Consider the following 14,942-nt stretch of genomic DNA (forward strand, 5'->3'; position numbering starts at 1 on the left):
CCGGAGAGGAGAGACTGCTTGTGAGTAAACGATTTCTAGCCGTTCTCGGTGCGACGGTGTTGGCGTTGGGCCTCATGGCCTGCGGCGGTGAAGGAGCCGGAGGTGGCGGCGACACCAGCGGCAACAAGCCGGCCGATCTGACCATCGGCGTCGCCATGCCGACCCAGACGTCGGAGCGGTGGATCGCCGACGGCAACTCGGTCAAGGAGAAGCTGGAGGCCAAGGGTTACAAGGTCGATCTCCAGTACGCGGGAGACGACATCCCCACCCAGTCCCAGCAGGTCGACCAGATGATCACCCAGGGCGCCGACGTCCTGGTCATCGCGGCGATCGACGGCACCGCCCTCAGCAGCCAACTGCAGGCGGCCGCGGACGCGAAGATCCCGGTCATCGCCTACGACCGGCTGATCCGCGACAGCCCGAACGTGAACTTCTACGTCAGCTTCGACAACTACAAGGTCGGCGTCGCCCAGGCCACCGCGCTGCTCGTCGGTCTCGGCCTGCAGAACAAGGACGGCTCGAAGGGCACCGCGAAGGGGCCGTTCGACATCGAGCTCTTCGCCGGCTCGCTCGACGACAACAACGCCCACTTCTTCTTCGACGGCGCGATGGACACGCTCAAGCCGTTCATCGACGACAAGTCGCTCCGGGTGAAGTCGGGCCAGACCACCATCGAGCAGGTGGCGATCCTGCGGTGGCAGCAGGAGACCGCGCAGCGGCGCATGGAGGACCTGCTCACGTCGAGCTACAACGACGGCACCCGGGTCCAGGGCGTGCTGTCGCCGTACGACGGCCTGTCCCGGGGCATCATCACCGCCCTGCAGAACGCCGGCTACGGCGCCAAGGGCGTCAAGATGCCCGTGGTGACCGGCCAGGACGCGGAGATCGCCTCGGTCAAGCTCATCAACGACGGCGTGCAGAACTCGACGATCTTCAAGGACACCCGGCTGCTGGCCGAGCAGGCCGTGGTCGCGGCCGAGGCGTTCCTTCAGGAGAAGGAGCCGCAGGCCAACGACACCAAGACGTACGACAACGGCGTCAAGGTCGTTCCGTCGAACCTCCTGCCGGTCCAGACCGTCTACAAGGACGACATCAAGCCCGTCCTGGTCGACTCCGGCTACTGGACGGCCGAAGAGGTCGCCAGCGGTCAGGCCAAGGGCTGACACGTCCGTCGGGCCCGGCGCCGGCCGCACCGCGCCGGGCCCGACGGGATCCCTGAACCCTCGTCCCTCTCGCCTGCGGTCCGTCGTGGCGGCAGGTACCGGAGCGCGGCCTATGTCGCGGCCCCCGATCGACAGGGTTCGTTCACGACAGGTACGACCAGGACGGTGACCATGTCCGACAACATCCTCGAGATGCGTCACATCACGAAGACCTTCCCCGGGGTGAAGGCCCTCCAGGACGTCTCGCTCGCCGTGCGGCGCGGGGAGATCCACGCCATCTGCGGGGAGAACGGCGCGGGGAAGTCCACCCTGATGAAGGTGCTCTCCGGCGTCCATCCCACCGGCTCGTACGACGGTGAGATCGTCTTCGACGGCAAGCCGGTGCACTTCCGCGGCATCAACGACAGCGAGGCCAACGGCATCGTCATCATCCACCAGGAGCTCGCCCTGGTGCCCTACCTGTCGGTCGCGGAGAACATCTTCCTCGGCAACGAACGCCGCGGCGCCGGCGGCCTGATCGACTGGAACCGGACCAACGCCGACGCGGCGGAGCTGCTGGCCTCCGTCGGGCTGCGGGAGAACCCGGTCACCCCGATCATCCAGCTCGGCGTCGGCAAGCAGCAGCTGGTGGAGATCGCCAAGGCGCTGTCGAAGCAGGTACGGCTGCTCATCCTCGACGAGCCGACCGCCGCGCTCAACGACATCGACTCCGCGCACCTGCTGGAGCTGCTCCGGCGGCTGCGCAGCGAGGGCGTCACCTGCATCATGATCTCCCACAAGCTCAACGAGATCACCGCGATCGCCGACTCCACGACGGTGATCCGCGACGGGCGGACCGTCGAGACGCTCGACATGAGCTCGGGCGAGGCGACCCAGGACCGCATCATCCGCGGCATGGTGGGCCGCGACCTCTCCAGCTTCTACCCGGATCGGGTCTCGGAACCGGGGGAGGAGGTCCTGCGCATCGAGGACTGGACCGTCCGGCACTCGACGCAGGACCGGCTGGTGGTCGACGGCGCCAACCTGAACGTCCGCGCGGGAGAGGTCGTCGGCATCGCCGGCCTCATGGGCGCCGGCCGCACCGAACTCGCGATGAGCGTCTTCGGCCGCTCGTACGGCCGTGGCGTCACCGGCCGGCTCCTCGTCCGCGGCAAGCAGGTACGTGCCCGCAGCGTCGCTGAGGCCATCGAGAACGGAATCGCGTACGCCACCGAGGATCGCAAGCGCTTCGGGCTCAACCTCATCGACGACGTGCGGCGCAACATCTCCGCCGCCGCGCTCGGCAAGCTCGCCCGGCTCGGCTGGGTCAACGGCAACGAGGAGATCAAAGTCGCCGAGGACGGCCGGCGCGACATGAACATCAAGGCGCCGAGCGTCATGTCGGTGGTCGGCAAGCTCTCCGGCGGCAACCAACAGAAGGTCGTCCTGTCGAAGTGGCTCTTCACCGACCCGGACGTCCTCATCCTCGACGAGCCCACCCGCGGCATCGACGTCGGGGCGAAGTTCGAGATCTACACCATCATCAACCGGCTGGTCGCCGACGGCCGGGCCGTCATCCTCATCTCCAGCGAGCTGCCCGAGCTGCTCGGGATGTGCGACCGGATCTACACCCTCGCGGCCGGCCGGATCACCGGTGAGGTGCCGGTCGGCGAGGCCACCCAGGAGAACTTGATGGAGCTCATGACGAAGGACAGGGAAGTCGCCCGATGACCACCACCAAACCGTCGGCGACCCCGCAGCGCCCCTCGTCCGACGACACCCCCGCCGCCGCGCTGCACACCGGCACCAGCGATCCGCGGACGCTGATCCTGGGCAACCTGCGCCAGAGCGGCATCTACGTCGCCCTCGTCGTGATCGTCGCCCTCTTCGCGGTCCTCACCGACGGCGTCTCGCTGAGCCCCGGCAACATCACCAACATCGTGCTGCAGTACTCGTACATCCTGGTGCTCGCGATCGGCATGGTCATCGTGATCATCGGCGGTCACATCGACCTGTCGGTGGGGTCGGTGGTCGCGCTCACCGGCGCGGTCTCCGCCGTACTCGTCATCCGGCAGGGACAGCCGTGGTGGATCGGCGTCCTGGCCGCGCTGGCCGTCGGTATCGCGGTCGGCGCCTGGCACGGGTTCTGGGTGGCCTACGCGGGGATCCCGGCGTTCATCGTGACCCTGGCCGGCATGCTCCTGTTCCGGGGGCTCACCCTGCGGGTGCTCGACAACATCTCGCTCTCGCCGTTCCCGGCCGAGTACCAGCGCGTCGCGGCCGGCTTCCTCAACGGACTCATCGGCGGGCAGGGCTACGACGCCTTCACCCTGCTCATCGGCGCGGTGGCGGTGGCCGGCTACGCGGTCAGCGTCTTCCGGACCCGGCTCGCGCGCATCCGCTACCAGCAGCCCGTCGAGTCGTTCCCGCTCTTCGTGGCCCGCGTGCTGCTGGTCGGCGCGGTCATCATGTACTTCGCCTGGCAGCTGGCCCACGCCCGAGGACTCCCGATCGTGCTGATCATCCTCGCTGTGCTCGTGCTCGTCTACGGGCTGGTCACCCGACGTACCGTCTTCGGTCGGCGGGTCTACGCGATCGGTGGCAACCTCTCGGCCGCGACGTTGTCGGGGGTGAAGGTCCGCACCGTCAACTTCTGGATGTTCGTCAACATGGGCTTCCTCGCGGCGGTGGCGGGGGTCATCTACTCCTCCCGCTCCAACGGCGCCCAGCCGGCGGCCGGGAACATGTTCGAACTCGACGCGATCGCGGCGGCGTTCATCGGCGGCGCGGCGGTCACGGGCGGCGTGGGCACCGTCGTCGGCGCGATGGTCGGCGGCCTGATCATGGCCGTGATGAGCAACGGAATGCAGCTGATGGGCGTCGACCAGTCGACGCAGTCGGTGGTGAAGGGGCTCGTCCTGCTCGTCGCCGTCGCCTTCGACGTGTACAACAAGCGCCGGGCCGGACAGGCCCGCTGACCGACGATCCACGCCGGGCGACCCCCGGTGATCGACTCGACGTCTCGCGCGGGCGATCCGTCGCGGAAAGCGGCCCGCGCCGACGTCAGGGAATCCGAGAGTCGATCACCGAGGTCGGCCGGTGTGGATCTCGTAAGTCCACTCCGGAGGGAGCGATGTTAGCGATAACATCGCTCCCTCCGCGTTAGCCGGACGCCTTCCCGGCACCCGCAGCCGGCGGCCCCGCGATCGACACCGCGCCGGCCGCCGCGTCGCAGCCGCCCGGTGGCACGGCGACGAGCGTACGGCGAACCGGCCTCCGGCGCTGTCGGCACCGCCGGGTCATCCCGGCGACTCGCGCCCCCGTGCCGCGGAAGCCCCCTCGCACCTGGTCGATCCCGGGTCCTCGCCGGCGCGAGTACCGTGCGTTAACCCGTAGGCCCGGAACCCGAAACTGCTGGTAGGAGCACGGTTCACGCGATCCTCGAAGTCGACCGGACGGTGGAGCGTCACATCGTCGACAGAGCCGATTCGGTTGCGGCGCCAAGAGATCATCATGGCTGCGTCCGCTGTGGTGTCCCGCGGAGTACGTCGATCGAGGAGTGGGTGTCGTGAGTTCGAGCCTGGTGCTGGTCGTCATCGTGGCGTTGGTGGTGCTGCTGGTGGTCGTCGTGCTCGTCGCGACGGTGCGCGGTTACAACCGCCTGGTCCGCCTGCGAACGCAGGTGCAGGCCTCCTGGGCGCAGGTCGACGTGCAGCTCAAACGTCGGCATTCCCTGATCCCCAACCTGGTGGAGACGGTGCGGGGCTATGCCGCCCACGAACGGGAGACCCTCGACTCGGTGACCGCCGCCCGGGCCGCGGCCGCCGGCGCCCCCGGCGGCGCACCGGACCGGCTGGCCGCCGAGGCCGCCCTGACCCAGGCGCTGGGTCGACTGATCGCGATCACCGAGGCGTACCCGCAGCTGCGGGCCAGCGAGAACTTCACCGACCTGCAGCGGGAACTCGCCGGCACCGAAGACAAGATCGCCTACGCGCGGCAGTTCTACAACAGCGCCGTCCAGTCGCTGAACACCGCGGTGCAGACCGTGCCCACCAGCATCATTGCCGGGGTCGGCGGTTTCCGCGCCGAGCCGTACCTCGATGCCGTCGGCGAGGAGCGCGCCGACGTCTCCGTGCGCTTCTGAGCCCGCCCGATGACCGCCTACGACCTCGCCGTCGAACTCGGCCTGCCGGTGGCCTGCCTCGCGGCCTGGGCCGCCGCCTACTGCCTCGCCCGGCTGTCGAACAGCCCGGCCGGCGTCCCGGCAGCCGCCGCCGCGATGGAGCTACCCGGGCAGGAGCCGCCCGCGGTGGTCAGCCTCCTGGCCAACCAGTGGCGGGTCACCGTGGACGCCGCCGAGTCCACTCTGCTCGACCTCGCCGCGCGCGGATACGTCGAGCTGCGGCAGGCCGACGCCGACCCGCAGCACACGACGGTCCACCTGACCGGTCGGTCGCCCGAGCACCTCACCCGCTACGAGCGCCTGGTCCACGACCGGGTCACCGAGCGCGCGGTCGACGGCGTGGTCCCGCTTACCGCGTTGAGCTTCGCCGACGCGGGGCGCGCCGCCTCCTGGTCGAAGCGGATGCGACGGTACGTGATCGCCGACGCCCGACGACTCGGGCTCTCCCGCCGACGGTTCTCGAAGGTTCTGGTCACCGTGCTCGGAGTGTTCGGCGTGGTGGCCGCCGCGGGGGTCGCCGCCGGCGTCTGGCACCTCGTCCGTCGCACCGGCGACGACCAGTTCGGCAGCGTCGCCGCGTTCGTCGTCACGGCGGCGGTGCTCGTCGGCGTCGCCGGCCGGGACCTCGGCGAACGGGACACCCCGGCCGGGCGGGAGGCCGCCACCCGGTGGCTCGGGTTGCGCGCCTGGCTCGCCGGCCACGAGTCGTTCGCCGAGCTGCCTCCCGCCGCGGTGGCGGTCTGGGACCGGTACCTCTCCTACGGCGCAGCCCTCGGCGTCACCCGGGTCGCCTCGCGGGTGATCCATCTCGGCGTGGCCGACCGCACTCGGCTCTGGTCGTCGTACGGCGGCGGCTGGCGCCAGGTGCCGGTCACCTACCCGGCGGGCATGCCCCGCTACGGTCAGGCCCTGGGCTGGATCGTCTTCCGGGCGGTCCTCGCCGGCATGATCGGCTGGACCCTCACGAGGATCGTCGGCGTGGCGCTGCTCGACTCGGCCTCCGGCTCCGCCGCGTCGGTGGGCCCCGGGGCGCGGTGGACGTCGATCGACCCCGTCACGCTCGGCGTCATCACGCTCGGCCTGCTGCTGCTCGGCTACGCCGCCTACCTCGTCGTCCGGGTGGTGATCGATCTGGTCGCACCCGCCGACGTCAGCGGTGAGGTGCTCTGGCACCAGGTCTGGCAGGTGCACTCCTCCGACAGTGACAGCAGCTCCACCCCGGTCAACCACTACCTCGTCGTTGACGACGGCCACGCCGACCAGCTGCGCGCCTGGGTCCTGCCGCAGGAGATCGCGGGCGAATGCCGGCTCGGCGACGTCGTCACCGTACGCGTCCGCCCCTGGACCCGCCGCGTCATCCGGGTCGCCGTGCAGCGGCCGGCACCCGAGATCGCCGAGCCGCGCGACGACGCGGACGGCGAGGAGACCGGGTCCGCCGGGGCGGCCCCGGGTGGTCTCCATCCGGAGCGCCTGCTCAGCGCGGCGGAGGTCGGCGCCGCGCTCGGGATGCGGGTGTCGCTCGTCCGTCCCGAATCCGCCGCCGAGGCGCGGTGGGGCGCCCGGTTCGTCGACGGCCGGGGCTCGACCGTGCTCGTCGTCAACGTCGTGGCGGGCGGCAGGATGGCGCGGGCCGCGCTGCTGCTGAGCCGCAGCGTCGGCCAGGCGCTGCCCGGCGTCGGCGACGAGGCCTATGCCGCACGGGATCGGGTCGTTGGTCGGCGCGGCGACGTGGTCCTGCTCGTCCTGCACCCGCAGGAGGCGCCGGGCGGCGGCGCGGCGCTCGCCGGCCTGCTGGCGACCGCGCTGTCGCGTCTCCCGGCGGACGTGGCCGCTCCTCGGCCTTAGGGTCTGTTTCATAAGACCGTGCCCGGCTGCGCCGGCCCCAGGCGACGACCGGCGGCGTTGGAGGTTCGTCCGGATACGACACCGGTATCCGCGCGAACCTCCGCCTTGCCGGATCGCCGCCTGGGCCTCGGCTCGCTCGGGCGAGCCTTATGAAACAGACCCTAGTGGCGGACCCGGTGACCGCCGGCTCTGGACCGGCGTCATCGCGACGCGGCCGGCCCCGCTCGGGCCGGCCGCGTCCCTCGTCCGCGATCAGTCGACGACCGGCGGAGCGGTCTTCGCCACCTTCGCCAACTCGGCCGCCGCGCCGGCGTACGGGTTGTAGGTGTACGTCCGGGACAGCCCGGCCGGGATGGTGAAGTACTCGACGGACAACTTCGCCGGGTCGCTGGCCAGCTCACCGCGGGCGGGCAGGTCGTTGCCGTCGTCCCAGCCCCACGGCGCGTTCGCCGAGTTCGCCGAGCAGCTCCAGGTGCCGGAGCCGCAGTCACCGGAGGTGTCACCGGCGAACGTGCCGAGCCCGGCGAAGAGGGTCGAGTCGGCCCGCTGCGCCCAGAGCCCGTCGGCGGCGAAGATGTCGATCAGCTTGTACCGCACGTCACGGTCGTTGCCGTCGCTCGGCGTCTCGGCGACGGTGGACGGGTAGTAGACCAGGCCGTCGCCGTTGATCGTGTACTGCGGGTACGCCTTCAGGCCGTGGCCCTGCGCCTCCTGCGCCGTCACCGGGTGCTGGAAGGAGTCGTGCGGCGACGCCTGGAACTGGAGCGTGCCGTCGACGGTCTCCCGGCCGCCGCTCCACGTGCTGCCCGTCGGCGTGTACGAGTAGAAGTCGCTGTGCGCGACGGTGACCGCGCCACGCAGGGCGCCGTAGGTGGAGCCGTCCCGCTCGACCGCGAGCAGTACACCCTCGCCGTCGTTCTCGTGCTCGGTCTCGAAGAACGGGTGGTCCGTCCAGTCCCGAGGGTGGAAGAAGAGGTACGTGAGGTACCAGTGGGTGCTGGTCTCCACCACCGAGTAGTACGCGTGCGCGGCGAGCGAGGTGCCGGCCTGGCCCGTCCGGTCCCAGTTGTTGCGACCGTTCAGGTCGCCGTCGAAGTCGACCTTGGCGATGTAGTCGGACTGACCGCCCAGCGCGTGGGCCCCGGTGGCGTCGACGTCCTGGTAGTGGATGGGGGCCCAGCGTAGGGCGAGCTCGGCCCGGCTGACGGCGGCGCTCGCCGGTGCGGGCGCTGCGAGCTGCGCCGCCGCCAGTGTCGCGGCGGCGCCCGCCGCCGTCAACGCCCGTACCATCCTGGACCGTCGACCTCTGCTGATCCTGTCGCGCATGTTCCGCTCCCGCGTCCGAACGAATAGATCACCGTGGATTATTCTGGGATCGGAGGCTGGACGGGTGTCCGCCGAGCGAAGATCAGATAGAGGAATCTCGACGGCTGAACGTTCCGCTACTCGCAAACCGTGCCGTCGCCGTCGCGGTCCTGGTACCAGTGGTACTCCGGATCCACCCCACGACGGTAGGGACCATAACCGGCCGCCTTCGCCTTGGCGCAGGTGGAGAAGCGCGGGTCGGTGTCATCCCCGTCGCCGTTGTCACCGCCACCCGGGCCACCTCCGGCCGGCTCCCCGTCGTCGCCTCGGGCGCCCTCCGACTCGCAGGCAACGCCGTCGCCGTCGCGGTCGAGACCGGCGCGATAGCCCGGCTCTCCCGCCAGCAGCGGATCCCTGCCCGCGGCGCGCACGGCGTCGCAGTTGCGGTAGTGGACGGCGGTCGGCGCGGCCTTGCTCGGCGCCACCTTCGACGGCGACGGCTTCGCCGACGTGGCGGCCGTGGCGGGCGAGGTCGACGGCTCGGAGGGTGTCGGTGCGGCTGCGGCCGCGGCCCGGGCCGGTTCCGTGCCGGAGCCGGCGGTAGCGCTCGAGTCGGGTTCGGGTGAGTCTCCGGCGATGAACCCGCCCAGCGCACCGCCGCAGCAGAGCAGCAAGATGACCATCACGCTGATCAGAAAGGACTGCACGGCGGTCGACTGCCGCTTCCACCACGAGGGCGTGGCAGCGGCGGCGTGGTTCGCGGTGGGGTCGGACGGTGGTGGGTATGGTGCCTCGCCGCGCCGAGGGTCAGGAGGAGGATGATCAGTCACGACGGGCAGCATGGGTGATCCTGGCCAGGACACGTGTCCGGTACGAGACAGGCGCCCGAGAGGCTGACCGCTCGGACGAAGCGCCTGATCCGGACGACGACGCGAGCCGTCCTGTCGGATCCCTTCGGTAGCCTCACGGAGCAGTCCGATGGTCAGCGAACGGGGGTACGCGGTGCTCGACGTCTCCGACAGACTCGTCGACGAACTCCTGCCACCGGTCGCCGCCGCGATGCGGGCGCTCGGGGGCCTGATCCCGTCGGGCCCCGCGGCGCGGCTCGGGCGGTTGGGCACACCTGACGAGGCGCGACAGGAGAGGCGATCCACCCTCGGGCGCGCTGGCCACGGCCGGGTGGCGGTCCGATCGTTGCAAGCCCCCGTTGCCGCGCAGCGCAAATCGGCCGCGCCGGTCGGGCTGCGCCGCCTGGGCACGTTGAACCCTCAGGAGCTGCCCCGAGTGGCCCAGCGCCCCGACCCGACGCCGGCGGAACCAGCGACGACGGCCGCGCTACGCGGCCTGGGGCCGCTGCTCCCCGAACGACTGCTCGGCGCGCTGGAGCTGACCGTGGCGAGCGCGGACACACCCGACCTGCCGGGCCTCGCGACGTACCTGCCGCCGCCACCCGCCGGCGGTCGCTTCGGGTTCGCCTCGACCGGCCAGGAGAGTGAGCCACTGACCGCGGCGCTGCTGGTGGAGGGGCTGCGACCCGGCCTCGCCGACCTGGTGCTCGCGCTGACCCGGCGGCTCGCGGCGCACCCGTCCGTCGCCCCGCTTCTGGCGAGAATGCCAGACGCCGGTGACGAGCCCGCCATCGCGGCGCAGCACGGCAGGACGCACCTGGCTCTCGCCGTGGCGGTGGCGCACACCGTCGTCGGCCCGGCGCAGGTGCCGCCCGTCGTCGACCGGGCCGCGGCCGTCGTGGGCATCGGGATCGGTGCGGCGGCCGTCGTGCTGCGGGAGACGCCGATGCCGCCCACGTACGCCCCGGCGCTGCTGGAGAAGGTCCGAGCCGAGTACCTGCTGCCCCGGCAGTCGTACGGCACGGTTCCGGTGTCGGGCCACCGGTTCGCGTTGGTCGAGGGCGCGTTCCCCGACGCCGCCGACCTCCCCGACAACGCGCTGGTCACCGTGGTCGACGGCGGCGCCGTGATCCGGACCGGCCGGGCCGATGGCGCGGTGCGGGTCCACCTCACGGTGCTGGCCGAGGCGCCGCCCGAGGTGGCGGCCGGTTGGGAGGAGGTCGTCGAGGTCAGCTGGCGCGCGGCCGAAGGGCTCGCGTCGGTGCTCGGCCCCGACGGCACGAGCGAGCCGCAGCTACGCGCCCAGACCCCGCCCTGGCCCGGCGACTACCGCCTACGGGTGCACGCGCGCGGCCGCGCCGCGACCGAGGACCCGGACGCGGAGACGTACGAGCTGATGGTCTGGGCGGCCCCCGCCGCCGCGGAGGTCGTCCATCGGCGCGCCGACCGGCCGGGAGACCGCGTGCCGGGCGAGACCGCGCCGGTGCGCGCGCCCGGGCCGGAGCAGGCGTACCGGTGGATCCGCCGCAGCTCCCTGTCGGAGGCGGCGACGGTCACCGTGACGACCGGCGCCACCGTCGAGGAGGTGCTGAACGCCTTCGGCGCCGACCCGAAGCGGCCGGAGCCGATCCCTTCGATCGAGGAGGACCTGTTCGCCGGGGACGCGAACTTCCCCTGGGTCACGGTGCTCGACGCCGGGCCGGCGATCCTGGCCGTCGAGTTCAACGGCTTCCGCGGCTCGCAGGGGTCGGTCCTGCGGCGGGCCTCCGCAGGCGGTCGGTCGGCGAGCATGTTCTGGAACGCCCACGCGCTCACCCGGCTCTCCTTCGCGGAGCACGGGCGACTGCTCGCCGCGTTCGAGCCCGGGACGGTCGGTGACCTCGACCCGAAGGTCGCCGCCGAGCCGGCGATCGCGGCGGCGCTCGCCGGGCTCGACCTCGACGACCACGTCGACCGCAGACAGAAGGGTCTGGTCGCGGTGGAGCGGTTCACCGGACACGGCATCAGGGCGGCCGACCTCGACCGCATCACGGCGGCCGGGATCGGCTACCGGATCGTCCCCTAGCTCTGAGGCTGCCCGAGGTCGCCGACACCTCGGCGGATTGCAGACGGAGGAGGCCATGGCCCTGCGGTTCGAGCATCGGGGCACCGAGATCGACGTGAACCTCGTCGACCGCGTGTGGCGCACCCGCTCCGACGCGGAGGAGACGATGACGTCCACAGCACGCACCTGCTGGCATCTGATCCTCTCGCGGGCGCAGGGACGCCTCCTCGCCGGCCTACGCGGACCGGAGACGAGGGCGAGCACGGCACCGGTCCCGCCGGGCACCGAGTTCCTCGGGATCCGGTTCGCGTTCGGCGCGGTTCTTCGGCCGCATCCCGCCGCCGCGATCGTCGACGGGTACGTGCCGTTCCCGGTGACCGAATCAGGCAGGATCGTCATCGGCGGCGAGAGCTGGGAAGCGCCGACGTTCGACAACGTCGAGCACTTCGTCCGGCGGCTGCAGGACGCGGCTCTGCTGGTGCGATCGCCGCTCGGGAATGAGGGGCAGGTCGCCGCGCATCCCGAAGCCAACCCGACCGAGCGAACCCTGCCACGCCGCTACCGAGCGGTCACCGGGCTGTCGCAGACCGCCGTGCGGCAGATCGACCGCGCGAACGCCGCAGCCACGATGCTGCGCGACGGCCTCGACTGGCGTGGAGTCGTCGAGACGTTGGGGTACTTCGACCAGGCCCACCTCGGGCACGCGCTGCGTCGCTACGTCGGGCGCACCGCACGCGAGCTGCGGGCGGGCCACCTCGCCCCGATGTCGTTCCTGTACAAGACGCACCCCGGGCCCGGCAGCTAACGTCCGTCTGCCGGCCGACCCCGGCCGGCTCTCCGCGACCCGAGTTCAGAGGACACCATGCTGCTCAGCGTCAACATCTTCGTGAGTCTCGACGGCGTCGTGCAAGGACCGGGCGCGCCCGGCGAGGACCGCTCCGGCGGCTTCGACCGCGGCGGGTGGCTCGTACCGTACGCCTCGACGCACACCAACGAGGTCGTCGAGAGCTGGTTCCGCGCGGCCGACGCGTTCCTCTTCGGCCGAACCAGCTACGGCCTGCTCGGCGGGTACTGGCCGAAGGTCACCGAACCCGACAACCTGATCTCCACCAAGCTCAACACGCTGCCGAAGTATGTCGTCAGCTCCACGCTGACCGACGACGAAGCCGACTGGAGCCCGACGACGGTCCTGCGCGGTGACCCGGCCGACGAGGTACGCCGCCTCAAGCAGCTTCCCGGCAGGGAACTCCAGGTGCACGGGAGCTGGAAGCTCGTGCAGACGCTGCATCAGGCGGGGCTCGTCGACGTCTACCGGCTGCTCCAGTACCCGGTCGTCGTCGGCACGAGCAAGCGCCTCTTCCCGGACGGATCGACGCCCACGACGTTCGCGACCGTCGAGGAGAGCACACGGGTACTGCCCGGCGGCGTCGTCTCGCTGACCCTCGACCCCAGGAGCTTCGGCGCGATCTCCGCGGGCGCGTACACGGTGGACGAGGGGCGCTCGACGACGGTCCTCGACTGACGTCGGCCTCCGCCCGGTTTCGAGACCTGAACTCCGGCCCGGGCCTGTGTCGACGTCGGCCACGGCCACTCGCCGACGTCGACACCCGCCCTGGCTCGTGGTCAGAAGTCGTCGACGTTCACCGTCACGCGGTGCTCGCTCGACCTCCAGTTCGGCACGGTGATCAGGTCGAGCCCGCCGCCGCGCGGGTCGACGGCGATCGAGACGAGGCCGAGGTGCGCCGGCGCGGCCGGGATGAAGACGTCCATGCCGGTCATGAAGGTCTGGCTGAAGAACTCCGGCAGGGGAGCGGTCAGGTCGGTGACCCGGTCACTGCCGTCGTCGAAGGCGAAGATGCCGATCGTCCGCTTGGCGCGCGGCGAGTTCGCGGCGTTCAGCACCTCACGGCCGTTGATCCACAGCTTGTCGCCGGCGTCGCCCTGGTCGCCCCACCACTCCTTCTGCCGCTGGATGGTCAGCGCCGTGTGCCGGTCGCTGGTGTCGATCAGCGCGCTGAGCCCCTCGCCGGGCCGGCTGGTGAGCAGCCGCACGAACGCGTCGGAGCGCAGGAACGGCTGGAAGTAGAAGTGGTGCGTCGCCGCGCCCGTACGCACGATCGCGAACTCGTACCGCGCGGTGGCGAGCACCGGGATCGGACCGAACGAGCCGTCGCCGGTCAGCGGCAGCCGGTGTGCGGGGCGGTTGGTGAGCCGACGACCGGTCAGGGCGCTGACCGGGTAGATCTCCAGGGTCGCGCCGGTGACGCCGACGTTGCTCGGAAAGAGCACGGCGCGGCCGGAGACCCGAGCGGTGCCGAGCAGCTGCGGAACGATCCGGGTGGTACGCGGCTCCCGACCTCGGAAGAACCGGAAGATCTCGCGGAACGACTCCGCCGAGGAGACCGTCTGGGTGTGGGACTGGTCCGGGAGGTACACGTTGGTCGCACCGGCGATCGTTCTGGCCGGGTCGCCCTCACCCCAGATCGCGAGGGTGGGCACTCCGCCCGGCGGAGACGTCGCGGTGCGCCCGTCCAGGTTGACGTAGTGCGCGACCCGGTCGGCGCGCGCCGGCGAGCTGCTGAGGTACCCCTGCAGAACGAAGGTGCCGAGGGAGTGCGCGAGCAGGTCCACCTTGTCCGCGCCGCTGGCGGCGAGCAGGCGGCTGATCCGCGCGTCCAGCTCCGCGTAGATCTGCGGCAGGATCGCGGCGACGTTCGGTGAGTCGTACTCCTGCGCCTCGATGAGGTCGATCGAGTAGCCGTTGCTGGCCAGCCGCTTGGTCTGGGTCTGGAACTGCGACGCCGATCCGGCGCTGCCGTGCACGAAGACCACGGGACGGTACGAAGCCCCGGCGGCTGCCCCGGCGGCGGGTGGGCTGGTGGTGACGGTGAGCCCGGCCGCGACCGCGATCCCGGTGAGCAGGGCGAGCATCCGTCGGCGGAGAGTGTGCATCGATCCTCCATCGAGCGACGAGGTTTTTGCACTGCAAGCGCAAGTATCGTGCCAGACGGCGGCGGACCCGCCAACCCTTTCGTCAGGCGCGGTCGATGGCGGAGGATGACGGGGCAGGCGAGGCCGCGACGCCGTCCCGACAGGCGACAGCAGCCGGCCGTGAACCCTTCGGAGAGGACCAGCGCACGTGACCAGCCTCAACTCGCCCATCCCGCGCTTCCACCTGGCCATGCCCGTCGACGACCTCGACGCCGCCCGTCACTTCTACGGGAAGATCATCGGATGTGAGCAGGGGCGCAGCTCCGAAAGCTGGATCGACTGGAACCTGCGCGGCCGCCAGTTCGTGACCCACCTCGCCCCCCGGCGTACGACGGCGGCGCACAACGAGGTCGACGGCCACGACGTGCCCATCCCGCACTTCGGCCTGCTGCTGAGCATCCCCGAATTCCACGACCTCGCCGAGCGGCTACGTGCCGCCGGTACGTCCTTCGTCATCGAGCCCTACCTGCGCTTCGCCGGACGCCCCGGCGAGCAGTGGACGATGTTCCTCCACGACCCCGCCGGCAACGCGCTGGAGTTCAAGGCGTTCGCCGACGACTCCCAGGTGTTCGCCTCCTGAACCG

The 14,942-nt window shown here is 71.2% G+C and carries 12 protein-coding genes; 9 read left to right on the forward strand and 3 right to left on the reverse strand.

What is annotated here, in order from left to right; all coding sequences use genetic code 11:
* Positions 1-20 precede the first annotated feature (20 nt).
* The 5 genes from chvE (at position 21) to D7147_RS10000 (ending at position 7,170) form a co-directional block, all read left to right on the forward strand.
* Positions 21-1,163 carry a multiple monosaccharide ABC transporter substrate-binding protein gene (gene chvE, locus D7147_RS09980; protein ID WP_407663327.1) on the forward strand — a complete coding sequence of 381 codons (1,143 nt, stop codon included), beginning with the start codon at positions 21-23 and terminating at the stop codon, positions 1,161-1,163.
* Between the two features lie 171 nt (positions 1,164-1,334).
* Positions 1,335-2,873, forward strand: coding sequence for a multiple monosaccharide ABC transporter ATP-binding protein (mmsA, locus tag D7147_RS09985; protein WP_120676000.1), 1,539 nt, complete (start codon positions 1,335-1,337; stop codon positions 2,871-2,873).
* Positions 2,870-4,120, forward strand: a complete 1,251-nt coding sequence (gene mmsB / locus D7147_RS09990) for a multiple monosaccharide ABC transporter permease (protein WP_120676002.1) — start codon at positions 2,870-2,872, stop codon at positions 4,118-4,120. Before mmsA ends, mmsB begins: the two co-directional genes overlap by 4 nt.
* 590 nt (positions 4,121-4,710) lie before the next feature.
* A complete protein-coding gene (locus D7147_RS09995; RefSeq protein WP_233563060.1) occupies positions 4,711-5,286 on the forward strand; it encodes a LemA family protein in 576 nt (191 codons plus the stop codon).
* 9 nt (positions 5,287-5,295) lie between these two features.
* Positions 5,296-7,170, forward strand: coding sequence for a DUF2207 family protein (locus D7147_RS10000; protein ID WP_120676004.1), 1,875 nt, complete (start codon positions 5,296-5,298; stop codon positions 7,168-7,170).
* A gap of 252 nt (positions 7,171-7,422) precedes the next feature.
* Here the strand turns inward: D7147_RS10000 and D7147_RS10005 are convergent, their stop codons facing one another.
* Positions 7,423-8,496, reverse strand: a complete 1,074-nt coding sequence (locus tag D7147_RS10005; RefSeq protein WP_120676006.1) for a hypothetical protein — start codon at positions 8,494-8,496, stop codon at positions 7,423-7,425.
* 116 nt (positions 8,497-8,612) lie between these two features.
* The gene (locus D7147_RS10010) at positions 8,613-9,158 is read right to left on the reverse strand and encodes an excalibur calcium-binding domain-containing protein (protein ID WP_233563061.1); all 546 of its coding nucleotides are present in this window, start codon (positions 9,156-9,158) and stop codon (positions 8,613-8,615) included.
* Positions 9,159-9,453: 295 nt separating this feature from the next.
* Between D7147_RS10010 and D7147_RS10015 the strand changes: the two genes are divergently transcribed.
* Genes D7147_RS10015 through D7147_RS10025 form a run of 3 tightly spaced genes read left to right on the forward strand, consistent with a single transcriptional unit; the run spans position 9,454 to position 12,889 of the window.
* The gene (locus tag D7147_RS10015) at positions 9,454-11,388 is read left to right on the forward strand and encodes a DUF6461 domain-containing protein (protein ID WP_120676010.1); all 1,935 of its coding nucleotides are present in this window, start codon (positions 9,454-9,456) and stop codon (positions 11,386-11,388) included.
* A 55-nt stretch (positions 11,389-11,443) separates the two neighbouring features.
* Positions 11,444-12,172: a helix-turn-helix domain-containing protein gene (locus D7147_RS10020; RefSeq protein ID WP_120676012.1), complete on the forward strand. Its 729-nt coding sequence runs from the start codon at positions 11,444-11,446 to the stop codon at positions 12,170-12,172.
* Between the two features lie 57 nt (positions 12,173-12,229).
* Positions 12,230-12,889: a dihydrofolate reductase family protein gene (locus tag D7147_RS10025; RefSeq protein WP_120676014.1), complete on the forward strand. Its 660-nt coding sequence runs from the start codon at positions 12,230-12,232 to the stop codon at positions 12,887-12,889.
* 101 nt (positions 12,890-12,990) lie between these two features.
* Here D7147_RS10025 and D7147_RS10030 read toward each other — a convergent pair whose 3' ends face one another.
* Positions 12,991-14,319, reverse strand: coding sequence for an alpha/beta hydrolase (locus D7147_RS10030; protein WP_120676016.1), 1,329 nt, complete (start codon positions 14,317-14,319; stop codon positions 12,991-12,993).
* Positions 14,320-14,506: 187 nt separating this feature from the next.
* Between D7147_RS10030 and D7147_RS10035 the strand changes: the two genes are divergently transcribed.
* A complete protein-coding gene (locus D7147_RS10035; protein ID WP_120676018.1) occupies positions 14,507-14,938 on the forward strand; it encodes a VOC family protein in 432 nt (143 codons plus the stop codon).
* The last annotated feature ends 4 nt before the right edge of the window (positions 14,939-14,942 follow it).

The sequence above is a fragment of the Micromonospora musae genome (assembly GCF_003626545.1).
In the GTDB taxonomy this organism is placed as follows: Bacteria; Actinomycetota; Actinomycetes; order Mycobacteriales; family Micromonosporaceae; genus Micromonospora; species Micromonospora musae.